The 24,127-nt window shown below is 44.7% G+C and carries 20 protein-coding genes; 13 read left to right on the top strand and 7 right to left on the bottom strand.

The features are described 5' to 3' along the window. The first annotated feature begins 32 nt into the window (after positions 1–32). From fabF to ITG09_10890, 8 genes are all read left to right on the top strand, one after another. Positions 33–1,277, top strand: a complete 1,245-nt coding sequence (gene fabF / locus ITG09_10925; protein UPR51221.1) for a beta-ketoacyl-ACP synthase II — start codon at positions 33–35, stop codon at positions 1,275–1,277. Positions 1,278–1,381: 104 nt separating this feature from the next. Then, positions 1,382–2,206 carry an aminodeoxychorismate lyase gene (gene pabC / locus ITG09_10920; protein ID UPR51220.1) on the top strand — a complete coding sequence of 275 codons (825 nt, stop codon included), beginning with the start codon at positions 1,382–1,384 and terminating at the stop codon, positions 2,204–2,206. Next, on the top strand, positions 2,203–3,219 hold the full coding sequence (mltG, locus tag ITG09_10915; protein ID UPR51219.1) for an endolytic transglycosylase MltG: 1,017 nt from the start codon (positions 2,203–2,205) through the stop codon (positions 3,217–3,219). Before pabC ends, mltG begins: the two co-directional genes overlap by 4 nt. A 10-nt stretch (positions 3,220–3,229) precedes the next feature. Then, positions 3,230–3,862 carry a dTMP kinase gene (locus ITG09_10910; GenBank protein ID UPR51218.1) on the top strand — a complete coding sequence of 211 codons (633 nt, stop codon included), beginning with the start codon at positions 3,230–3,232 and terminating at the stop codon, positions 3,860–3,862. A gap of 6 nt (positions 3,863–3,868) precedes the next feature. After that, positions 3,869–4,834, top strand: a complete 966-nt coding sequence (locus tag ITG09_10905; GenBank protein ID UPR51217.1) for a DNA polymerase III subunit delta' — start codon at positions 3,869–3,871, stop codon at positions 4,832–4,834. Then, positions 4,825–5,592: a YchF/TatD family DNA exonuclease gene (locus ITG09_10900; protein ID UPR51216.1), complete on the top strand. Its 768-nt coding sequence runs from the start codon at positions 4,825–4,827 to the stop codon at positions 5,590–5,592. Before ITG09_10905 ends, ITG09_10900 begins: the two co-directional genes overlap by 10 nt. A 445-nt stretch (positions 5,593–6,037) precedes the next feature. Beyond that, positions 6,038–7,468, top strand: a complete 1,431-nt coding sequence (gene ptsG / locus ITG09_10895; GenBank protein UPR51215.1) for a PTS glucose transporter subunit IIBC — start codon at positions 6,038–6,040, stop codon at positions 7,466–7,468. 229 nt (positions 7,469–7,697) lie between these two features. Beyond that, positions 7,698–8,102, top strand: coding sequence for a hypothetical protein (locus tag ITG09_10890; protein ID UPR51214.1), 405 nt, complete (start codon positions 7,698–7,700; stop codon positions 8,100–8,102). A gap of 95 nt (positions 8,103–8,197) precedes the next feature. Here ITG09_10890 and ITG09_10885 read toward each other — a convergent pair whose 3' ends face one another. Beyond that, on the bottom strand, positions 8,198–8,791 hold the full coding sequence (locus ITG09_10885) for a porin family protein (GenBank protein UPR51213.1): 594 nt from the start codon (positions 8,789–8,791) through the stop codon (positions 8,198–8,200). A 145-nt stretch (positions 8,792–8,936) separates the two neighbouring features. Between ITG09_10885 and ynhF the strand changes: the two genes are divergently transcribed. Together ynhF and ITG09_10875 are read left to right on the top strand one after the other, a co-directional pair. After that, on the top strand, positions 8,937–9,026 hold the full coding sequence (gene ynhF / locus ITG09_10880; GenBank protein ID UPR51212.1) for a YnhF family membrane protein: 90 nt from the start codon (positions 8,937–8,939) through the stop codon (positions 9,024–9,026). A 41-nt stretch (positions 9,027–9,067) separates the two neighbouring features. Then, entirely contained in the window at positions 9,068–10,282 is a 1,215-nt protein-coding gene (locus tag ITG09_10875) for a patatin-like phospholipase family protein (GenBank protein ID UPR51211.1), read from the top strand. A 160-nt stretch (positions 10,283–10,442) separates the two neighbouring features. On the opposite strand, the gene pyk is transcribed toward ITG09_10875, so the two are convergent. After that, the gene (gene pyk, locus ITG09_10870) at positions 10,443–11,891 is read right to left on the bottom strand and encodes a pyruvate kinase (protein UPR51210.1); all 1,449 of its coding nucleotides are present in this window, start codon (positions 11,889–11,891) and stop codon (positions 10,443–10,445) included. Between the two features lie 319 nt (positions 11,892–12,210). Between pyk and ITG09_10865 the strand changes: the two genes are divergently transcribed. Together ITG09_10865 and ITG09_10860 are read left to right on the top strand one after the other, a co-directional pair. Further along, on the top strand, positions 12,211–13,428 hold the full coding sequence (locus ITG09_10865; protein ID UPR51209.1) for an ROK family protein: 1,218 nt from the start codon (positions 12,211–12,213) through the stop codon (positions 13,426–13,428). Between the two features lie 167 nt (positions 13,429–13,595). Next, positions 13,596–14,537 (top strand): chemotaxis protein CheV, encoded by a 942-nt coding sequence (locus tag ITG09_10860; protein UPR51208.1) that lies wholly within the window; start codon positions 13,596–13,598, stop codon positions 14,535–14,537. Positions 14,538–14,870: 333 nt separating this feature from the next. Here the strand turns inward: ITG09_10860 and ITG09_10855 are convergent, their stop codons facing one another. The 4 genes from ITG09_10855 to ITG09_10840 all read right to left on the bottom strand — a co-directional run bounded on the left by ITG09_10855 (position 14,871) and on the right by ITG09_10840 (position 21,135). Beyond that, positions 14,871–17,963: an error-prone DNA polymerase gene (locus ITG09_10855; protein ID UPR51207.1), complete on the bottom strand. Its 3,093-nt coding sequence runs from the start codon at positions 17,961–17,963 to the stop codon at positions 14,871–14,873. Positions 17,964–18,059: 96 nt separating this feature from the next. After that, positions 18,060–19,529 carry a DNA polymerase Y family protein gene (locus ITG09_10850; protein ID UPR51206.1) on the bottom strand — a complete coding sequence of 490 codons (1,470 nt, stop codon included), beginning with the start codon at positions 19,527–19,529 and terminating at the stop codon, positions 18,060–18,062. 3 nt (positions 19,530–19,532) lie between these two features. Next, the gene (imuA, locus tag ITG09_10845) at positions 19,533–20,240 is read right to left on the bottom strand and encodes a translesion DNA synthesis-associated protein ImuA (GenBank protein ID UPR51205.1); all 708 of its coding nucleotides are present in this window, start codon (positions 20,238–20,240) and stop codon (positions 19,533–19,535) included. Between the two features lie 154 nt (positions 20,241–20,394). Beyond that, positions 20,395–21,135 (bottom strand): YciK family oxidoreductase, encoded by a 741-nt coding sequence (locus tag ITG09_10840; protein UPR51204.1) that lies wholly within the window; start codon positions 21,133–21,135, stop codon positions 20,395–20,397. Between the two features lie 137 nt (positions 21,136–21,272). Between ITG09_10840 and sohB the strand changes: the two genes are divergently transcribed. Next, complete coding sequence (gene sohB, locus ITG09_10835; GenBank protein UPR51203.1) at positions 21,273–22,340, top strand: protease SohB; 1,068 nt, start codon at positions 21,273–21,275, stop codon at positions 22,338–22,340. Positions 22,341–22,557: 217 nt separating this feature from the next. On the opposite strand, the gene ITG09_10830 is transcribed toward sohB, so the two are convergent. Continuing rightward, the gene (locus ITG09_10830) at positions 22,558–24,120 is read right to left on the bottom strand and encodes a SpoVR family protein (protein ID UPR51202.1); all 1,563 of its coding nucleotides are present in this window, start codon (positions 24,118–24,120) and stop codon (positions 22,558–22,560) included. Between the last annotated feature and the right edge of the window lie 7 nt (positions 24,121–24,127).

The following is a 24,127-nucleotide window of genomic DNA, read 5'->3' as shown; positions in this document are numbered from 1 at the left end:
TTAAATCACCTCAATCCCCGGAGTGTAATATCGTGTCCAAGCGTCGTGTAGTTGTCACTGGCATGGGTATGTTGTCGCCGGTAGGCAACACTGTAGAATCTTCTTGGAAAGCCCTGCTAGCTGGTCAAAGTGGTATCGTTAATATCGATCATTTTGATGCAACCAATTTCTCAACTCGTTTTGCAGGTCTAGTTAAAGACTTTAACTGCGAAGAGTATATGACTAAAAAAGATGCTCGTAAGATGGACTTGTTCATCCAGTACGGCGTCGCAGCAGGTATTCAAGCTTTAGATGATTCAGCCCTAACTATTACTGAAGAAAACGCTCCACGTGTGGGTGTTGCTATCGGTTCTGGTATTGGTGGTCTTGGTTTGATCGAAGCCGGTCACCAAGCTCTAACTGAAAAAGGCCCTCGTAAGATCAGCCCGTTCTTCGTACCGTCGACGATCGTGAATATGATTGCTGGTCACATGTCTATCATGCGCGGCCTACGTGGTCCAAACATCGCGATTTCTACTGCATGTACGACTGGCCTACATAACATTGGTCACGCGGCTCGTATGATTGCATACGGCGATGCTGATGCAATGCTAGCGGGTGGTGCTGAAAAAGCATCAACGCCACTAGGTATGGGCGGTTTTGGTGCGGCTAAAGCACTGTCTACTCGTAACGATGAGCCTCAAAAAGCTTCTCGTCCATGGGACAAAGGCCGTGATGGCTTCGTTCTTGGTGACGGTGCAGGCATGATGGTTCTTGAAGAGTACGAACATGCGAAAGCTCGTGGTGCTAAGATTTACTGTGAGCTAGTTGGCTTTGGTATGTCGGGTGACGCTTATCACATGACATCTCCAAGTGAAGATGGCTCAGGTGGCGCACTAGCAATGGAAGCGGCTATGCGTGATGCTGGCATTACTGGTGAACAAATCGGTTATGTAAACGCACACGGTACGTCGACTCCTGCAGGTGACGTAGCGGAAGTTAAGGGCATCAAGCGTGCTCTTGGCGAAGCAGGCAGCAAGCAAGTATTGGTTTCTTCTACGAAATCAATGACAGGCCACCTTCTAGGTGCTGCTGGTTCTGCTGAAGCTATCATCACGGCTATGTCTCTGGTTGACCAAATTGTTCCACCAACAATCAACCTAGATGATCCTGAAGAAGGCTTAGATATTGACTTAGTACCTCACACTGCGCGTGAAGTTAGCAACATGGAATATGCTGCATGTAACTCATTCGGTTTCGGTGGTACAAACGGCTGTTTGATCTTCAAAAAGATTTAATCATCTTATTAAAGACGTAAACACTCGTAGATAGTCACAATTAGACTTGTTTTTAAACGGCTTGATGCTTTAGCATTGAGCCGTTTCTTTTTATGGGGAAAAACATGTTTTGGGTTGATGGAGAAAGCCAGCAAACTATCGATATTTTGGATCGCTCGTTTCAGTACGGAGACGGCTGTTTTACGACAATGCTCGTGAGTGATGGGGAGATACAACATTTTCACGATCATCAGCGTCGTGTCGATGATTGCCTTAAAGCGTTACGCATTTCCGCACTTGATTGGGATGTGGTTAACCTTTGGCTCGATAGTGCGCTTCAACATATCCAAGATAACGATCTTCATAATGAAAAATCAGGGATCAAACTGCACGTTAGCCGTGGGGCAGGCGGGCGTGGCTACAGTACGAAGAATATCGCCAAGCCGACAATCACCATCAGTACCTTTGATTACCCAAGTCATTATTCAGCGTGGCAAGACTACGGTGTTGAACTCGGTATCTGTCATCAAGCGCTAGGTTTGAGCCCACTACTTGCTGGCCATAAGCACAATAATCGTCTTGAGCAGATTTTGATGAAAGATGAAATGGATCAAGTTAATGAAGTTGATGGTGTGGTTCTTGATATTTCAGGTAATGTGATTGAAACCACCATGGCCAATCTGTTTTGGCGAAAAGGGCAGACGATTCACACTCCTCAACTGACGCAAAGTGGCGTTGCTGGGGTTATGCGTAAGCAAGTGTTAACCGCGCTGAATCAAGCTGAACTTTCCGTTACTATTAGTGACTACTGCTTATCTCAACTCATGCAAGCTGATGAGGTTTTCATGACCAACTCCATCTTAGGGGTTGCCCCAGTTACCCGTATAAGTGATACCCAATTTAACATTGGAAACGTTACTCGTAGCCTTCAAGGACAACTAAACTCGTGATCAAAAAGTTATTTATTTTTATTATCTTGTGCCTAATTGCAGCCGGTGCTGCTGGTTTCTACATTTATAACCAAGCGCAAGGTAACCTGAAACAAGTTATTCAATTAGAAAAACCACAAGTTGTGACTGTTGCTTCAGGCAGCAGCTTTAATCGTGTTCTGGCACAGTTGATAAATGAGGGGCTATTTGAGGCTTCTCCTTACGAGAAATTAATCCGTAAGTTACATCCTGAGCTTGTAGACGTAAAAGCGGGTACATTCCTGCTTGAGCCTGGTTTAACCCTCGAGCAAGCGCTACAAGTGCTGGTCGAAGGGAAAGAGCATCAATTCACGATTACTTTCGTAGAAGGCAGTCGCTTTGATGAGTGGCTTGTTCAGCTTAAAGACAACGAATTCATTCAACAGACGTTGGACGGTGTGTCTGAAACAGAGATCGCTGAAAAGTTGGGTATTGAAAATGAAAAGCTTGAAGGTCTTTTCTTAGCAGAAACGTATCACTACACCTATGGCACAACGGATTTAGATCTGTTGAAGCGCGCCCACCGAGATCTAATGAACGTGGTGAATGCCGAGTGGGAAAACAGAGCGGATAAGCTTCCTCTTAAATCGCCATACGAAGCGTTAATTCTTGCGTCTATTATTGAGAAAGAGACCGCCGTTGCGTCAGAACGTGAGCGTGTTTCTTCTGTGTTCGTTAACCGCTTGAACAAGCGTATGCGTCTGCAAACTGATCCAACGGTTATCTACGGCATGGGTGACAGCTACGATGGCAATATCCGTAAAAAAGACTTACGCACGCCAACGCCGTACAACACCTATACAATGAGTGGCTTGCCACCGACCCCTATCGCTATGGCAGGCAAAGCGTCTATCAACGCGGCGTTGAATCCAGAGAAGAGCAACTACTTGTATTTCGTTGCGAGTGGGACAGGTGGTCACGTATTTTCAAAGAGTTTGACTGAGCATAACCGTGCAGTGCGAGCTTACTTAAAGCAATTAAGAAAAAACAGATAAAGAAATAATTATGAATCAGTCGAAATTTATCGTGGTTGAAGGCCTTGAAGGCGCTGGTAAAAGCACAGCAATCAATGCCATCGTTGAGACATTAAAAGCATCGGGTGTTGAGGATATTGTTAATACTCGTGAGCCGGGTGGTACAGTCTTAGCTGAAAAGATGCGCTCATTGGTTAAAGAAGAGCACGAAGGCGAGAAGCTTCAAGACATGACTGAATTGCTGCTGATGTACGCAGCGCGTGTTCAATTAGTAGAAAACGTCATTAAGCCTGCACTAGACAGTGGCAAATGGGTGTTGGGTGATCGTCATGATATGTCATCTCAAGCTTATCAAGGTGGTGGCCGTCAGATCGCACGCACTACGATGGAATCACTGAAAGAAACTACGCTAGGCGGTTTTAAACCCGATCTCACGCTATATTTGGACCTAGACCCTAGAGTAGGGCTAGAGCGTGCTAGAGGCCGTGGTGAGCTTGATAGAATTGAAAAGATGGACATCTCATTCTTTGATCGTACGCGTGAGCGCTATCTAGAAATTGCAAAACAAGATGATTCTGTACTTGTGATTAACGCGCAGCAAGAAATTGAGCAAGTAGCCGCTGATATTAAAGTCGCGCTAACTGCTTGGCTCGACAAACAGTAGGTAACCATGGCGGAAGTGTATTCTTGGCTCACACCGGTATGGAGTGAGTGGAAAAAAAGTCTCGATGCGGAGCGTTTTCCTAACTCTGTGATTGTTAATGCACCGGAAGGGCTAGGCGTTGATGCGTTGATTAGCCAACTTACCGACGCTTTGATATGCACGAATTATGAAAGCGAGTCGTGCGGGTTTTGCCACAGCTGCGAATTAATGAAGTCGGGGAGTCATCCGGATTTCCATGTGATTGAACCTGAGAAAGAAGGTAAGTCGATTACCGTTGACCAGGTGCGTGCGAGTAACCGCTGGGCTCAACAATCTTCCCAGTTAGGAGGCTTGCGCGTTATCTTGCTTAACCCCGCTGAAGCGATGAACGAATCGGCGTCCAATGCATTACTGAAAACTCTGGAAGAGCCATCAAGCAAGTGCATTTTCATTCTGTCTACTCGTAACAGTAACCGCTTGATGCCAACTATCATTAGCCGTTGCCAACAATTTAATGTGGTAAGCCCACAGTTAGAGGCAGGATCGGCTTGGTTAGATGGTGAAGTTGGTAAGGCTGTTCCACAATATATTTTAGCGCTGAATGACAACGCGCCTTTAAAAGCAAAGGCGATGTTCGAGCAGGGTGGAGTTGAAGCTTCGACCAAAGCGCTCGATGGCTTTGTTAATGTCATTAAGGGCACTCAACCTGACATGCTAAAATTCTCGACAGAGCTTAGCAAAGATCCTTTGATTCAATTGAGTTGGCTATGGCACTTGTTGTCTGACGTACAGAAGCTGCATTTTGACTTGGCGACTCAGGCTATGACTCCTAGCGCGAAAGCACTGGTCGAAGTGATGTCTTATCAAAATGCTTACGCAGCATCGAATAAGCTGCTGATATTGATTGAGCAGTTAAAGCAACACCCTGGGCTCAATACGGAGCTACTCATAATGAATTGGCTAATAGCCACTTGCGAGGAAACATGTTCGTAGATTCCCACTGTCATTTAGACAAATTGGATTATCAAGATTTACACACCAGCGTAGAAGATGTGGTGAACAAGGCGAAGGCAGCGAATGTAGACCAGCTGCTTTCTGTCGGTGTGACACTAGATTCGTTTGAAAACATGCTCGAGATGATCTCGCCGTTTGATAACGTTAAAGCCTCTTGTGGCGTCCACCCTCTCGATGTTGAAAGTGATTTCAGCCTAGAGACAATGCGTGAATACGCGAGCAACCCTAAGGTTGTGGCGATTGGTGAGACAGGTTTAGATTATCACTACCAACCAGAGACGGCAGAGCTACAACAGCTACGATTTAAGCAGCATGTTGAGTTGGCTGTTGAGCTGAATAAACCTTTGATCATTCACACTCGTAACGCACGTGAAGACACATTAGCTATTTTACGTGATGGCGGAGCTGATAAGTGTGGTGGTGTGATTCACTGCTTTACCGAAGATCAAGCGTTCGCTGAAGCAGCAATGGAACTAGGTTTCTATATCTCAATTTCGGGTATTGTGACCTTTAAGCAGGCTAAAGAACTTAAAGAAGTTGTTAAAAACCTACCGCTAGACAGGTTACTGATCGAGACGGATTCTCCATACTTGGCACCCATCCCATATCGTGGAAAGCAGAATCAGCCTGCATATGTCGTCGAAGTGGCGGCCTACATTGCGCAATTAAAAGGTGTGTCGATGAAAGAGGTTGCCGAACAAACGACCAAAAATTACCAAAAACTTTTTTTGCGATAAAAATCTAAGTAAACAAATAAAAGGGAGCAAAAGCTCCCTTTTTGTGTTTTTGATCACCAAAAATGCGTTTTTTTTTAATGTTTACGAATTATGTTGAACTTGAGAGCGCTAATTATAACATTTGTAATTTTGTTACTAAAAATAACATTCGAACCTATTTTATTTACCCAGTAAAATAATAAGCCTCTTAAAAAATACTTATATATTTCAATTAATTAAATGCTTGTAAAGCATTGCATTTCTAGATTTGACATGTGATCCAAGACGTGTTTTGAAACTAAATTTCGTAAGTGACTAGAAAGTTAGTTCCCCATCAATATATATTTAGCGGCAGAAAATATAATGCAATACATGGTTACATTTTCGCAGGGTGCTAACATATAGGCTACGGGGGTGTGCCGTTAGAACCCAATATAATTATTTTATCTTTATCAGGAGCATAAACATGTTTAAGAACCTTTTTGCTAGCCTGCAGAAAGTTGGTAAGTCTCTGATGCTTCCAGTATCAGTTTTACCAGTTGCGGGTATTTTGCTAGGTGTCGGTGCAGCAGATCTTCCTTTCATTCCAGAAATCGTTTCAAACTTAATGGAACAAGCTGGTGGTTCAGTATTCGGTCAAATGGCACTACTGTTCGCAGTAGGTGTTGCACTTGGCTTTACTAACAACGATGGTGTAGCGGGTCTAGCTGCTATCGTTGGTTACGGCATCATGACTGCTACACTTGGCGTAATGGCTGGTGTAATGGGCGTTGATAAAATCGATACTGGTGTACTAGGTGGTATCCTAGTCGGTGGTGTTGCTGCTTGGGCATTCAACCGTTTCTTCCGTATTCAACTACCAGAGTACCTTGGCTTCTTCGCTGGTAAGCGTGCTGTGCCAATCATCACAGGTTTCTCTGCGATTGGTCTAGCAATCCTACTATCTGTAGTATGGCCACCAGTTGGCGGCGCTATCTCTGCGTTCTCTGATTGGGCTGCTCACCAAAACCCACAAGTGGCGTTTGGTATCTACGGTATCGTTGAGCGTTCTCTAATTCCATTTGGTCTTCACCACGTTTGGAACGTACCTTTCTTCTTTGAAGCTGGTACTTGTGTAAACGCTGCTGGCGAAACTCAAAACGGTGTTCTTACTTGTTACCTAGTTGCTGATGACGCATCTCGTGCAGCGGGCAATGGCTTCGGTCAGCTAGCTGGTGGTTACATGTTCAAGATGTTCGGTCTTCCTGCTGCTGCAATCGCGATTGCACACTCAGCTAAGCCTGAAAACCGCGCTAAAGTAATGGGCATCATGGCTTCTGCTGCGTTGACTTCATTCCTAACGGGTATCACTGAACCAATCGAATTCTCTTTCCTATTCGTTGCTCCAGTACTGTACGCAATCCACGCTCTACTAGCTGGTTCTGCATACGTTCTTGCGAACACTCTAGGTTTTGTACACGGTACATCTTTCTCACACGGTCTAATCGACTTCCTAGTTCTATCTGGCAACGCGTCTAAGATGGGCCTAATGGTTGTATGTGGTATTGCTTACGCTGCAATTTACTACATCGTATTCCGCACTGTGATTAAAGCACTTGACCTTAAAACTCCAGGTCGCGAAGACGAGTCAGAAGACGAAATCGTTGCAACTGGTACAGAGCTTGCTGGTGAGCTAGTTGCTGCATTCGGTGGCAAAGCGAACATCACTGGTCTTGACGCTTGTATTACTCGTCTACGTGTAGCAGTTGCTGATACAGCAGTTGTTGACCAAGACAAACTGAAGAAACTAGGTGCTGCAGGTGTTGTTGTAGTTGCTGGTGGCGTACAAGCTATCTTCGGTACTAAGTCTGACAACCTTAAAACAGACATGGATGAGTGGATCCGTAACAACGGTTAATTCACTGATTCAATAAATTGAAAGGAGGCCGACAGGCCTCCTTTTTTGTTTTCTGCTCTATGAAACACCTTCTGCGTCTAATCCCTATTAAGTCAAATAGTTACCATTAAGCTCGATCAGGTGATGGTCGTTCTCAGGTTTTTCGTGTCTTTTATCTTTTACCTAGCGATGACACCTTTCGTTGAGATTCCAGTAGACTCCCGTTTTTTAAATACAGTCTGAGAATATTATGAAACATCGTTACTTGATCGGCCTTATGTGCTACAGCGGAGCCTCGTTTGCTCAAGCTTCTGAAGCTCCAGCTTTGGAAGTTGGACTCGCCATTGACCAAGACCTGAGTGTCGTTGTGGAATTTGACCAGAAATACCGTGCTACGATTGGCAATGACGGCGCTGCATTTGATTACATTTTTAAGCGTGGTCAGTTCGAAACTGAAGCTCCGTTGAGCTGGTACGTCGGTGCTGGTGCTTGGGCTGAATGGAATGACGACTTTGGCTTACGCTTGCCATTAGGCGTGAAAGTGAATTTCTACGAAGGTTGGAATGCTTACGCTCAAGTTCACCCTGAACTCGATATGTATAAAGGTGTTGAGTTGCAAGTGGGCGGCGCTTTAGGTGTTACCTATAAGTTCTAACCTGAACTAAAACCACTTTAATAATGAAATAAAACCAGCATTTAGCTGGTTTTTTCATTTGGGCCGATCTTATATTTTTTGCTTCATTGAGCCGATTAGAAAGTAAAACTCAGTCCGACATTGGCTTGGAATTGGTTCATCCAGTCGGTATCAAAACGAATGATGCACTCTTGGCCGTTACTTGGGATGTTACAAACGCCGGAGGTATCGTTATCGACAACTGTACCCAGCCAACGTACTTGTGTGTTCAACGCTAATCGGTCACTAAATTTGTATTCTAAGCCACCAAAGATAGAAGTTGAGAATCCATACTTATCTTTTGCCCAATCTACATCGACGTAAGAAGCACCAAGGCCTAGCCCTAGATAACCCGATAATACAGGCGAAGCAGGGTAGTAGATGCTACTTTGAAAGTGCAGGTATTGGATGGAGGAGCTTAGGTTGAGTGTTTCTAATTCAGAACTCTGATTGGAATAGAAGAAACCGATACGTCCTTTGTCAACTGGTGTTTCGATTGCAAAGGTGTAGTTTTCAGAGCCTTTCATGTCATAGGTTTTACCATCCTGGTCTTCGACACTGCCACCGCCGGTGTAACCCACCATCGGTGTAATGATGATCTCCGGCGAAGCATACGCGTTTGAAGCGGAGAGAAGCGTAATAAGTGCCATCATATTTGCTTTGTTATTCATGAGTATATCCTTATCCATACACATACTAATTGTGATGGTTACATCAATATTGTGCGACTAATTTCGACGATTCTTGAAGATACTTCACACACCTGATAGTACTTAAATAGAGACTCGACAAATTAATAATAAGCCAGAGGTGTCTATGGACCATAATCTGAAAAATGCCCTACAAATAACAGTGTTTATCTACACAATCATTCTTTCATTTGGCTTTATTGCGATTGGTAGTTAATACCATCGATTGCGAGGCTGAGTTTTTATACTCAGGGAATAATGAATAGTGGGATTATAACCAATATTGATACAGCGATAGACTTGGATTATTACGCTAAGTTTATTGCTGGAAAAACAGCACTGGTCGCTCAAGGTGGCGGACAGAGAAGTATTTTTACTTCTGGAGTGCTGGATGCCTTTCTTCTCTCTAATTTTGACCCCTTCGACGAATTTTTTGGTACCTCAGCAGGCGCTCTTAATTTATGTGCTTATCTATGCCGCGATAAAGGCCTTGGCCGTTCTTTTGTTCTCGACCTCACAACTTCACCAGAGTTCTTCAATCTCTTTTCGTATATACGACACAGAAAGAACTTAGGATTAGAATGGGCGCTAGAACAAATTATGGCTTACCCATATAAGCTCGACTTGGATTTAGGGCGACAAACGCTAGGTGATCGCCATTTCTATGCGGCTGTAACGGATTCTAAAGACTTACGAGACCACTACTTTCCGCTACTGGGCGAAGATTGGTACAAGGTGATGATCGCGACCTGCGCCATTCCTCGTTTGTACAATGATGAAATTTATATTGGTGACAGTGCTTATGTGGACGGTGGTGTATCAGCGTGTATACCGGTTCAAGAAGCGTGGCGAAGACAAGCTCGCTCTATTGTGGTGATTCGCACTGAACCTGTGGTTGAGGAAGGCAATGGCCATTTGGTTGAAGGACCAGTCAATGGGTCTTCAGTCAAAGCGCCTAAACCGATATCTGCCGAAGAACTGGAATGGTTCCGTGAATCTTTCGACAGTGTTCAAGGTCATTGGCAGCAAAAGGTGGAACAGTGGAAAACCGACTGGACCTCTTTTTTCCAACAACAAATCATGCGCTCAAAAGAGCAGAAACGTGACCGTGGGCATTTGGACCTGCTGAATGGTGGTCGCTGGCTGTTTGGTGCGGATGATATTTATCGCTTAAGCCATTTAATCGGAGATAAATTTGATTCAGGGTTAGCTGACATGTTGATGGTGCATTACCAAACATACTCTTTAACCCAAGACTTTTTAAACTCTCCGCCGGATGATGCGTTTGTGGTGCAGATTGCGCCGAGTCAACCGCTCAAGTCGAGTTCATTAATGAGTGATAAAGAAGACTTGTTGTATGATTACGACCTGGGTTTAGAAGCCGGTTACCGATTTATAGAAACCTATACCTCAACGGAAAACGCTCGCAACTCGCATATATCACAGTTAGCCACTATTGCTGCTGACAAGTAATCCTCGAAGTTGATGAGTTAGCATGCTGTGAGTTCATCATGCTGTTTAACCAGATCGTTAGTGAGTCGTGTTCTAAAATGAAAAAGGGTTATTGAACTTGGTTCGATAACCCTTTTTTGCCTTTGAGATTAGGCAAATCGTTTCGCCTGATAGCCAAACATTAGGTGACAGGCAAGATTCTCATACAGTTGGTTGACCCTGCCACATCCATAATGTCGCCTTGAGTGACAATCACTAAGTCACCAAACTTTAGGTGTCCCGCTTCTTTCAGACAAGCAAGAGTCGATAGTGCAATATCGAAGCTGTCCTCGGCTTCTGTCTCGAAGTAGATCGGTGTCACACCTCGGTACAAGGTACAGCGATTAAGTGTTCCTTCGTTACGAGATAATGCATAGATAGGCATATCAGCACTTAAGCGAGACATCATCAGTGCAGTGCGACCCGATTCGGTTAGAGTCACCACCCCCTTGATACCTTCCATATGGTTTGCAGAGTAGATGGTCGCCATCGACACGGTTTCTTCGGCGGTGACAAAGGTGCGGTCAATACGGTAATTGGATTGGTTATTAATGCCTGCCATTTTTTCGGCACCAATACAGACTTCTGCCATTGATTTTACGGTTTCTACAGGGTAATCACCGGCAGCGGTTTCACCAGAAAGCATCACAGCATCTGTTCCATCGAGTACGGCGTTGGCAACGTCCATGACTTCAGCACGGGTTGGCATTGGCGCAGAAATCATTGATTCCATCATCTGAGTTGCGGTGATCACTGTTCGGTTAAGCGCTCTGGCACGGCGTATAAGCTGTTTTTGTACTCCGACCAATTCAGGGTCGCCAATTTCCACTCCGAGGTCACCACGAGCCACCATGACCACATCTGAGGCCATTATGATGTCATCCATGTTCTCAACAGTGGCTACTGTCTCTGCTCGCTCCACTTTTGCGACGAGGTGAGCTTCTAAGCCGGCTTCTCGCGCAAGCTGACGAGCATAGTGCATGTCTTCGCCATTACGAGGGAAAGACACCGCTAGGTAATCCACTTTGATTTGTGCGGCGGTGACGATGTCGCGCTTGTCTTTTTCTGTTAGTGCTTCAGCGGAAAGGCCTCCACCTTTTTTGTTGATGCCTTTGTTATTTGAGAGTGGGCCGCCAATGATGACTTCGGTATGAACGCGACAGCCTTCTACTTTGGTTACTTTGAGTTGAACACGACCATCGTCAAGCAACAGGATATCGCCGGCGGACACATCGTTAGGCAGTTCTTTGTAATCAAGGCCAACGGCTTCTTGATTGCCTTCACCTAAACCTAGGCTGCTGTCGAGAGTGAACAGGTCGCCTACGGCAAGTTGAATTTTGCCATCTTTGAATGTCGACACACGAATCTTGGGACCTTGTAAGTCTCCGAGAATGGCGATTTGAGTACCGTGTCTTTTTGCTATTGCTCTGACTTTTTCTGCGCGTTGAATATGGTCGTCGCTGGTGCCGTGAGAGAAGTTCATACGGACGATATTGGCACCTGCTTTGATGATCTCTTCAAGCACGTTACCTTTATCAGTAGAAGGGCCTAGCGTTGTGACGATTTTCGTTTTTCTTAATTCGGTTGTCATGAATACTCCTAGAGTGAGGCCAAGTAATCTTTTGAAAGACTGAATTAAGTATATGCATTAATTGATAATTTATTGGGAGCTAGGAGGATATTTCTTGATTTGCCTTTAATTATTGAATTCAGGGCTCAAACGCGATGTTTTATTCTGAAAATTAAGTCGCAAATTATCGATGTGGGTGTTAATTTTCCTCGAACTATTTGACTCGATACACAAAGATTCATGTATATACGTGATACTGGTCACGGCGATATACCAAGTGACTTCACAATTACTTCGCAAAGTAAAAAAATTACCTCGTTGATGATTTCTGGAGCGTAAAATGTACATGGCTCAACCGGGCCATATTGATCATATCAAACAGGTCAATGCTGGTCGTGTATATAAACTAATTGACCTTAAAGGTCCTATTTCTCGTATCGATCTGTCCAAGCAAAGTGAGTTGGCTCCGGCGAGTATTACTAAAATTACCCGTGAACTCATTGAAGCTCACCTTATTCACGAAACGACGGTTCAAGAAGCCACGACTCGTGGGCGTCCTGCTGTCGGTCTACAAACCAATAACGAAGGTTGGCAATTTTTGTCGATGCGTCTTGGTCGTGGATACTTGACGATCGCGCTCCATGAATTGGGCGGTGACGTGCTTATCGATACCAAGATTGATATCCATGAACGAGATCAAGATGATGTGCTTGCGCGTCTTCTCCATGAAATCGATGAGTTCTTCCAAACCTATGCCGAGCAACTCGACAGGGTGACGAGTATCGCAATCACACTGCCTGGTCTGGTGAATTCAGAGCAAGGTATTGTGTTGCAGATGCCGCACTACAACGTTGAAAACTTAGCGTTGGGGCCGGAGATCTACAAAGAAACGGGCCTGCCAGTTTTTATTGCCAATGATACCCGAGCGTGGGCATTAGCAGAGAAGCTGTTTGGTAACTCACAAGACAACGACAACTCTGTTCTTATTTCGATTCACCACGGTTTAGGCGCCGGGATCATTCTTGATGGTCGCGTTCTGCAAGGGCGTCACGGTAACATCGGTGAGTTGGGGCACATCCAGATCGATAAGGAAGGCAAACTTTGCCACTGTGGTAATCGAGGCTGTTTAGAAACGGTGGCGAGTTCTCAGGCAATCCGTGAGCAAGTCAAAGCGCGTTTGGCCAATGGTGAAGAATCAACGCTAACGGTGTTTGAAGACGTCACTATTGAACAGATCTGCGCTGCCGCTGCTGATGGTGATCCGTTAGCTGTCGAAGTGATTGAACAGTTAGGTCGTTACCTAGGTTCTGCGATTGCGATTGTGATTAACCTGTTCAACCCAGAGAAAATCTTGGTGGGTGGGGTTATCAATCAGGCGAAGAGCGTGTTATATCCAGCGATTCAAAAGTGTATCGAAGAGCAGAGCCTATCGGTTTACCATAAAGACTTAGAGCTGGTGGAATCTCGTTTTTATAAGCAGGCTACCATGCCAGGTGCTGCGCTCATCAAACAGGCCTTATACGATGGCCAACTGTTAATGAAAGTTATTGAAGGCTAACTCTTTTTCTCGTCTTGTAGCCTTACCCTGAACCTTTCCATGTACTTAAGCTTTGTATAACATCATTTGTTGTACTTAGTTTAAGCATTCTGTGCATTGGCGCTTTGCTTTAACCTATTGAATTAGGCTATTGTAGCCACAGTTATTATTTGTCACTAAGGTGTTGTATGTCTGGCGTTTTAAATTCGGTTGATCAGAGAACCAAGCTGGTCGGTGAAAACCGTCTGGAACTCTTGTTATTCAGCTTAAATAGTCGTCAACTATTTGCGATTAACGTATTTAAAGTGAAAGAAGTCCTCAAAGTGCCAGTACTCACTCGCTTACCGGGCTCTCATCATCATATTACGGGTGTTGCGTCTTTACGTGGTGAATCGGTGCCTGTTATTGATTTGCGTAGTGCTATTGGCTTTCCGCCATCTCGTGCGGAATCTCAAGAGAGCAACCTGATCATTACGGAATACAACCGAACCGTACAAGGCTTCTTGGTTGGGCAAGTGCGTAATATCGTTAATACAACATGGACTGAAATCCAGCCGCCGCCAAAGACCACGGGTCGTGCAAATTACCTAACCGCTATCACGCATATTCAAGAAGAAGAGCAACATAAGATCGTCGAGATCATCGATGTTGAGAAAGTGTTGGCTGAGATCATTGATTACGATGTCTCGATCTCTGAAGGTGTTTTGGACGAACAATTAGCTCAGGAGATGATAGGACGTAACGTGCTTATCGTTGATGACTCTTCAACAGCGCGTAACCAGATCAAAGGCACCTTGTCGCAGTTGGGTTTGAATATTATTGAGTGTTGTGATGGCTTAGAAGCACTGACCTTACTTAAGGGCTGGTGTGATGAAGGCAAAGACATCAATCAAGAAATATTGTTGATGATCACCGATGCTGAAATGCCTGAAATGGACGGCTACAAGCTGACACACGAAGTACGTACTGACCCAAGAATGCATGACCTATTCATCACGCTAAATACTTCCTTAAGTGGAAGTTTTAATGAAGCCATGGTGGAGAAAGTAGGGTGTAACCGCTTTATTTCTAAGTTCCAGCCAGACCTCTTGGTTGAAGTGACTCAAGAGCGAATGCGTCAGATTTTATAATTAATGCTGCTGTACGGTTTGTTTTGAGTGACCTTATAGAAAACGTTTGCTAATATTCACGCAGCATATTTCTCTTAACGAAATATGCTCAACTACTAGCGTAACTTTTCACACACAATCTAAGGTAGTTCCTCTTAATGATATGGTTAACGTCTAAAGTTGTCATGACTTTGAGCTTATTACTGTATAGGGAATTTAAGAAAAGACGTACGGAAGCTGAAGTTGAGTCATAACTCAACAATTGGAATTGAAGGGAAGCGGATGCTTCCCTTTTTCGTTTCTCTTTCTCTCGTTTCTTTAGCCAATGATCGATTGAGAACAGTTGGTACTTCGCTAATGAAAATCCCGAGATTTGGTTTTCAAGCCAACAATTTCGTCGGTAATATCGATAAGTTTCCCCGCGATAACGTGCACAACTTCTCCTTCTTTTTCTAATATCCCTTGTACCTTTAACGCCTTGGCTGTGAGATAAGCTTGTTGTTGAGCGCGCGCGGTTGCTCCCCAGACCACAACATTAATATTGCCAGTGCTATCCTCTAGTGTGACAAAGGTGACACCTGCCGCGGTTCCGGGAGATTGTTTTCCTGTGACTAATCCGACAACGGTGACCATAGATTTGTGCCTTTGTTGTATTAAGTCTTTCATGTGTGTGAATCGACCTAATCGCCCCGCTTCTTCGAGCAAAGTGATTGGGTGCTTGTTTAATGAAATTCCGACACTGGTGAAATCTTCGAGTAGATCTTGCATCTCGTTGGGCTTGTGCAGTGTGTGTTCGCCAGTCTCATCCTCGGTATCGTCATAGATCTGGCTAAACAGAGGTAAATCAGAAGCGGAGTCCATGATCGCCCAGCGAGTCTGGAAGCGGTCTCCAGAAACGTTATGTAGCGCATTGGCCGATGCCAGTAGCTCGATATCTTTCTTATTCATCGATAACTGTTTCACCTGGCTAGGGTGGCGATAACCGAATTGTGGACGATTGGCGAGCACGCTTTGTATTCCATGCTCGCTGAATCCTTTGATTTGTCGTAGCCCTAATCGAATTGCTAGACCATTCTGATGAGAGACAACCGTGTGATCGTTTTGAGAAGCGTTCACACATACCGGAAGTATTACCACATTATGTCGCTGCGCATCTTGTACCAACTGTGATGGGCTATAGAATCCCATAGGTTGGCTATTTAGCAAAGACGCGTAAAAACACTCTGGGTAGTAACATTTCAACCAAGCGGAACAATACGCTAATACTGCAAATGAAGCCGAGTGGCTTTCTGGAAAACCGTATTCACCAAAACCGCATATCTGTTTAAAGATCTGTTCAGCAAACTCGGTTTCATAGCCGCGTTTTTGCATGCCTTCGATGAGTTTGTTTTTAAACTTAAAGACGTTGCCATTTTTCTTCCAAGCCGCCATGGCGCGTCTGAGTTGATCCGCTTCACCACCTGTGAACCCTGCGGCAACCATGGCGAGTTTAATCACTTGCTCTTGGAAGATTGGAACACCTAAGGTGCGCGACAGTACCGACTCCACATCTTTAGATGGGTAGCTGATTGGCTCAATACCATCTCGGCGCTTTAAGAACGGGTGAACCATATCGCCTTGAATAGGCCCAGGACGTACGATAGCAATTTGGATCACCAAGTCGTAATAAGTCTTTGGTTTAAGCCTTGGTAGCATGCTCATTTGCGCGCGTGATTCAATTTGGAAGATACCGACCGTGTCTGCTCGTTGAATCATGCCGTAAACCAGAGGGTCGTCCTTGAGACGAGTGATCTCTGCGATGGTGAGTGATCGCCCATGAATGCGTTTGATCAGGTCGAAGCACTTACGAATAGCAGAAAGCATACCAAGCGCGAGTACATCGACTTTAAGTAGCCCTAAGGTTTCAAGATCATCTTTATCCCATTGAATGATGGTTCGATCGTGCATAGCCGCATTCTCGACGGGAACCAGTTCGTACAAAGGCCCGGAAGAGATCACAAAGCCACCAACATGCTGAGATAGATGACGTGGAAAGCCGATGATTTCATTAACCAAATGGATAAACTGCTGACCCTTCAAAGAGTCAGGTTGTAGTCCTAATTGAGTTAACTGAGCCTGCCAACCTAAGTTTTTGTCTCTGCGGTTGGTGTTCTTAATAAAGTAATCAAGCTGGGTTTCCTGTAACCCTAAAGCTTTGCCTACATCCCTTACCGCACTTTTGAAGCGATATGAAATGACAGTCGCGGCAAGCGCAGCGCGTTCTCTACCGTATTTTTTGTAGATGTATTGGATGACTTCTTCACGGCGCTCATGCTCAAAATCGACATCAATATCCGGCGGCTCATCACGTTCTTTACTGATGAAGCGTTCAAATAATACTGAGATCTGTCTTGGGTCGACAGAGGTGATTTCTAAGCAGTAACAGACCACGGAATTGGCCGCTGAACCTCGACCTTGGTAAAGAATCCCTTGGCTTTTGGCAAACATCACGATGTCGTGAATGGTGAGAAAGAAGAAAGGGTAGTTGAGCTCATCAATCAGCCCCAATTCTTTATCTATGATTTGTTGGATGTCATTAGGTACACCTTGTGGGAAGCGAGCCTGTTTTCCTTTCTCGACTAACATGCGCAGATAACTCATGGGTGTCTCACCTTGAGGAATCAGCTCGCTCGGGTATTCGTAGCGCAAGCTGTCTAAATCAAATTCGCACAGATCAGAGATTCGGTTGCTCTCTTCTAGCCATTCAGCTTTGAAGATATGAGAGAGCTTATTGATGCTGCGTAAACAGCGCTCGGCATTGGCGAGTAAGTGACTGCCCACTTCAGTAATGGGACGTTGATACTTGATCGCAGTGAGTGAATGCTGCAAGGGTAAGCGATTAGCGTTGTGCATCAGCACGCCACCACAGGCAGTAATAGGAAGATGGTGATGTTGGGACAGCTCAACACAGTAATCCGTGTACTGCTGGTCAGTTTGCTTTAAGTGTCGTTGTAAGCCGATCCACAATCGACCTGAATGATGTTGAGAAAGCCATTGCCCCCAGTGCGCGTCTTCATTTTTCTGTTGAGGAAGCCAAAGAATAAAGCAGTGCTTAGCCGACATGATATCCCACTCAGAGAGCTGATAATGTCCCTTACTGCTACGACGTCTCGCGTTGGTAATAATACGGCACAGCTCGGCATAGGCTTGTCTGTTTGGGCATAGCAAAACCACTTGGCACTCGTCATTTAGCCAAAACATGCTCCCGACAATTTGCTTGAGCGACAGTTTATGTTGCTTGATTGCAGAGTGAACCTTGACGATGCCCGCGACCGAGCACTCGTCGGTGACCGCAAGGGCTTTGTAACGTAAGAAGTCGGCCTGTAAAACAAGCTCCTCTGCGTGTGAGGCTCCCTCAAGGAAGGAGTAATTACTTTGACAGAAGAGCTCTGAATATTGCTGAGACATAACGTAATCTCACTTAACCATTGCGAGTGAACATGATTGAAAAGGGACGTTTAAATGGAACAAGTGGTAAGAACGACTTACCAAACAGCCTTACGGCTAGCTAAATAAACCGTGCAAAAACCATTGTTTATCTGGCGTTCTAAATATCCATAATCTGCGGCCGTTTTCACTGTGAGCAATAAAGTAGTCACGAATGACTTTCTCTCCGTCCCACCAGCCAGACACAATGCGCTCAGGGCCTTGAGATAAGGTGACGCTTTCGGTTAAGGCTTCGGGCTCTGGCAGTAAAATACTGGGCCTGAGTCGTTGTTGGTTGATGTTGAAAGCAGTGGCTTGTTGCTCGAACCCTGTGGGCGTTTGCCTCTTTGCTACAAACTTACTCAGTGTGGGGATCGAATACTGATTGGCCTTTTCTGGCCTTGGATCGTACTGTATTTTCGGTGTTTGAATGCAGGCTTGCCCAAGCTTTGCTTGCAGTAGTGAGAGCAAATCTAACGCGGCAAGTGTTCCGGTATTACCATCGAAAAGATCATGGTAGTCCATTTGAGGCTCACCATGACGAGTTAACGAGAGAGTGAGCCCTTGAACGGGGGCTGTGATCTTCAGTGACTCTAAGGTGAGATGCGTTAGGTTCGCCCATTTGCGAGCAAGATAATCGCCCTGCGCCGAATAGAAAGATATAGGGTGATCGTCTTTATCCCTAAGGTGCAGAGTTAGTGTTAACTCAAAAGCTACTCGGTCACGTAGCTTCAAAAAGCATTCCAGTTGGTTCAACAATTTCAGTAGTGGCTTTTCGATAAATAGAATGTTTTCAATATCAAACAGCAGCTCCAAATATTGTTGGAAACTCTCTGGTGGATGATAGAAATCAATAGGGTGCTTGAACTGCCCATTAAGACGACCCACATAGTTCACCAAGTCGATATCAAAGCGGCGCGCGACATCTTGCAAAGGCAGCTTTAATAGGTCTTCTACGACATTAATACCAACACGATTTAGGCGTTCAACTTGCTTAGTTGGTAGCTCGCTTGAACTCAGCGTCTGCTTACTTACCCAAGCTTTCATCTGCTCAACATTGTTCGTCGCTTGGTTGATGGCTTGCTTGCCCAAAAGGATTGCAGAAAGCGGCGAATAACCTGTGGCAAAGCTGAACTGGATATTGAGCGTTTCTAAGTGCCTTTTGAGCTCATGCCAGTAGTTATCTAGCCCATCGTAAAGTGACAGCATGTTAGAGGCTTTAATCAGCAAACCATTAGGTGGCAATAACGCCATGTCGGAAGTGATTAGATACGCCCATTGAGCGATCTCTTTGAGCTTACTTTTCTCCAGTTCAATACTGTAAGGGTGGACGTGTAAGTGATGGCAAAGCGCCGCCGCAGACCCTAAGCCCATATCAAGCGAAATTCCCGATTGCAGCGCAGCTGGGTTAGCTTGCAGTACACGGTGATCTTTTTCATCTACGATGATAATAGGTTGCTTGCGTGAGTCTTCGTTCGAACCCAATTCATTAGAGTCAAACAAGGTATCCAACTGCAGAGACGGAAAGTGCAGATAAAGCCACAACATACGTTAGCCTTGCTTCGCAATAGGAAAAGCCAGCACAGTGTTACCGGACAAAGCCCGGTCTAAATTGTCTTCATAAACAACTTTCTCTGTGAGTAACGGCCAGTTGTGTGTCATGTCTAGAATAAAGCTGCCATACGACCAACTGCCTTTTCTTTTTGTTACCTCTACCTTCAACCCTTGGGCGTGAGAAGACAGTTTCATGCTTAAGGATACGGGCAGGGATAGTTGATTATGGCTGGTGGCTTTAAAATGAAATTGCAGGCACTTACCGGTTTCACTTGCTGCTTGTAGGCGTTTGGTTTGGTGGATTTCGAGATCGGCTCCCCATAACAATACAGAATGACAAGCACCACTCTTGAGACACTGTTCGGCAGCCCATAATGCATCGAGGTCGCGTTGAGGCTCGATCACCAAGATGTTATCGAGTTCAATCCCTTGGCTGCTAAAAAACTCGGCACAGATCTTCCCTGGCGGGTTAATGAATATGGCCAACTTCTGTGAGTTTTGCTGAGCTAAATAGGGGGTAAGCAGACGAAGTTCGCCGATCCCTTGTTGTGATTCAACTTCAATAACGCCGTGTGTAGGAAAGCCACCATCAAGCTGTTTATCCAATTGCGGATAGCCTGTCGAAGTGGTACTTCCTTGCGTTGTTACTTGTAGCCCTCTCCAGATTAACTGGCGGTCTTGTAAGTTTTTTATGAGTTCATGCATAATTAAATACCTGTATATTTATACAGTATATTTAACAATGAAAAAGATGCAAAGCAAAATGACGAAAATTAGCGGAAGTAAGTGTTAGTTGATTGATTTAGATACAAAAAAAGCCGCTATTAAAGCGACTTCTTGTTATTGCTCATAATATCAGCTATTTAGGTTGAGCGTCGATACATTGGCCATTAATGTCTGACACACTTGGGTTCATTAAGTGTAGATACAGCGGGATGATGTCGAGTGGTGTTTTTAGCTTGTTCGCATCTTCACCTGGGTACGCTTTTGCACGCATGCGTGTTTGAGTTCCGCCTGGGTTGATCGCGTTAACACGGATGTTTGTGCCTTCAAGCTCATCGGCTAAGATTTGCATCATACCTTCAGTCGCAAACTTAGAAATCGCGTAAGTGCCCCAGAATGCACGGCCAGAGTGACCAACGGTTGAAGAGGTGAATACGATACGACCTGCTTCTGCTTTCTTAATGATTGGCAGTAATGCTTGAGTCATTAGAAATTCAGCTTTAACGTTGATTTGCATGACGCCATCAAACGTTTCTTCATCGATTTGATCAAACGGACTTAACGTACCAAGCACACCTGCGTTATGCAGTAGACCATCTAAGCGACCGAATTGAGATTCAATGGTTTCAGCCATGTCGATGTAGTTCTGTTTCGTCGCGCCTTTTAAATCCAATGGGATAATCGCAGGTTGCGGGTAACCAGAACTTTCGATTTCATCGTAAATGAATTCTAGGTTTTTGACATTGCGGCCTAACAGAATGACAGTAGCGCCATGTTGAGCGAAGCTTAGTGCAGCTTGGCGACCAATGCCAGCACCGGCACCTGTAACCAAAATTACTTTATCTTTGAGGGCATCTGTAGAGATTGGGTAATCCACTGTGCTTATCCTTCTTTCTTTTATTATGTTCGTCATTCCATTGATGTTTAATCACACAGATAACCACCGGAATGATGAGAAATTCTTGGTAATCGTGACAAGATGGTTACAATACACTAATTCATACAATAGGGGATATGACATTGGAATTTTTGTTGGACTACGGCTTGTTTTTAGCCAAGATTGCGACCGTTGTAATCGCCATCATTGCAATTTTAGTGATAGCTAAATCTGTGGGTGGAAAATCAAGCGCAATTAAAGGTGAGCTGGAAATCACGAACCTATCTGAGCACCACAAACAAACGATTGAACAACTAGAGCACCATTTGCATGATGATGCTTTCATCAAAGCACGTGATAAAGCAGAAAAGAAAGCGGAAAAAGAGAAAGTAAAATCACGTGGCAAAGAAGTGAAGAAAGCAGCGAAAGAGGGTGAGCTTGATAGCAAGCGTGAACCACACCTATTTGTTCTCGATTTTAATGGCAGCATTGATGCTAAAGAAGTGGCTTCTTTACGTGAAGAGGTAACGGCGGTTCTAGCTGTTGCTCGCGAAGGTGACGAAGTATTGCTTAAGCTGGAATCTGGCGGTGGTATGGTTCACGGCTATGGTTTGGCGTCTTCTCAACTTGATCGTATCAAAGCGGCAGGTCTACCTCTGACTATCTCAGTAGACAAAGTAGCAGCCAGTGGCGGTTATATGATGGCATGTATCGCAGACAAAATCGTATCTGCACCTTTTGCTATTGTTGGTTCTATTGGTGTTATCGCTCAACTGCCAAACTTCAACAAGCTGCTTAAAAAGCACGACATTGAGTTTGAACAGTTAACGGCAGGTGAGTACAAACGCACGCTTACTATGTTTGGTGAGAACAGTGATAAAGCACGCGAGAAGTTTAAAGAAGAGCTAGAGGAAACTCATGGTTTGTTTAAAGACTTCATACGTGACCATCGTCCTGCGTTAGATCTTGAAAAAGTAGCAACCGGTGAGCACTGGTTTGGTACACAAGCACATGAACTTGGGCTTGTGGATGAGATCAGCACTTCTGATGATTTAGTCGTAGCAGCATGTAAAGACAAAACGGTTCTAGCGATTCACTACGTACAGAAGAAAAAGCTTTCAGACAAACTAGCGGGCGTGGCAGGTAAATCTGCAGACAGTGTGCTGATGAAGCTGATTGAACGCGGCCAAAAGCCGATTGTTTAAGCTTGTTCCATTTTAGCACTAGTATCTAGTTCTAGTTCTAGTTCTAGTTCTAGTTTTCGTGCTTTGCGTTCATTTACAGACGTTTGAGCCTTAAAAAGAAAGCGCATAAGTCATCAGACTTATGCGCTTTTTTATTGCTCCACTTCCGAGCGGGTTGACCACTATGTTGTAGGGGGAGCGGAGTTTTATACCCATCATCTACTCACTGTGATGGGTCTTAAATCTTGGCTCCGTAATCATTACGTTTTGGACAAGTGGTTAGAATTTCTCTATGACCCGTGTCTTTTACCTCTTCCAAAATTACATCGAAGCCCCATAAACGGTAGAGATGCTTCATTACTTCATCGTAGCCCTTATCAAGTGGGATGCGGTCATGAGGTACATACTGCAGCGTCATTGAGCGATCACCACGAACATCGACGTTAAACACCTGAATATTCGGTTCAAGGTTACTTAGGTTGTATTGCGCTGCAAGCTTCTCACGAATTAGGCGGTAGCCCGGGTCATCGTGAATAGCACTTATCTCAATGGTGTTTTTACGGTCATCATCAAGTACAGAGAATAGCTTAAAGTCTCGAATGATTTTTGGAGAAAGGTATTGGCTGATGAAGCTTTCATCTTTGAAGTTGTGCATAGCAAAATGCACCGCTTCTAACCAATCACTTCCTGCTAATTCAGGGAACCACTCTCTGTCTTCATCAGTTGGCTCTTCACAGATGCGTCGGATGTCTCTAAACATCGCAAAGCCAAGTGCATAAGGGTTTATCCCACTGAAATAAGGGCTGTTGTAGGCGGGTTGAGCAACCACACTGGTGTGACTGTGTAGAAACTCTAAGATGAACTTATCACTCACCAAGCCTTCGTCGTAAAGATGGTTAAGAATGGTGTAATGCCAGAAGGTTGCCCAGCCTTCGTTCATCACTTGAGTTTGTTTCTGAGGGTAGAAGTATTGGCTTACCTTGCGAACAATACGAACACACTCGCGCTGCCAAGGTTCAAGTAGTGGTGCGTTCTTCTCGATAAAGTAGAGAATATTTTCTTGAGGCTCGCTAGGGAAACGGATCTTGGTCTCTTCTTCCTTACTTTTATTCTGAGGAACGGTTCGCCAAAGCTCATTCACTTGAGATTGCAGATAAGCTTCGCGTTCTTCTTGTCTTGCTGTCTCTTCTGCAATGGAAATCTTCTCAGGGCGTTTGTATCGGTCTACGCCGTAATTCATCAATGCATGGCAAGAATCAAGGAGCTGCTCGACCTCTGCGACACCATATTTCTCTTCACAGCCACTAATGTACTTCTTAGCGAACAACAAGTAATCGATGATAGAACTGGCATCGGTCCATGTTTGGAACAGGTAGTTACCTTTAAAGAAAGAGTTGTGACCATAGCAAGCGTGAGCCATTACCAACGCCTGCATCGTGACCGTGTTCTCTTCCATCAGATAAGCGATACAAGGATCGGAGTTGATTACGATTTCGTACGCCAATCCCATTTGGCCATGCTTGTAGTTTTGTTCAGTTTGAATGAATTTTTTACCAAATGACCAGTGGTTGTAATTGATTGGCATACCAATGCTTGAGTATGCATCCATCATCTGCTCTGAAGTAATTACTTCGATTTGGTTTGGGTAAGTATCTAAACGGTAATGCTGCGCCACGCGCTTAATTTCTACGTGGTATTTCTCCAAGAGGTTGAACGTCCAATCTGGACCGTCAGGCAGCATCTTGTCGTTTTTTTTCTGTGCAGCTTTATCTTTCTCTGCAACGTTTGATTTCGCTGTCATGGCAAAC

Source organism: Vibrio cyclitrophicus (assembly GCA_023206055.1).
GTDB lineage: Bacteria > Pseudomonadota > Gammaproteobacteria > Enterobacterales > Vibrionaceae > Vibrio > Vibrio cyclitrophicus_A.
Note: the sequence above shows the minus strand (reverse complement) of the source record. Positions and strands in the feature narration are given on the sequence as shown.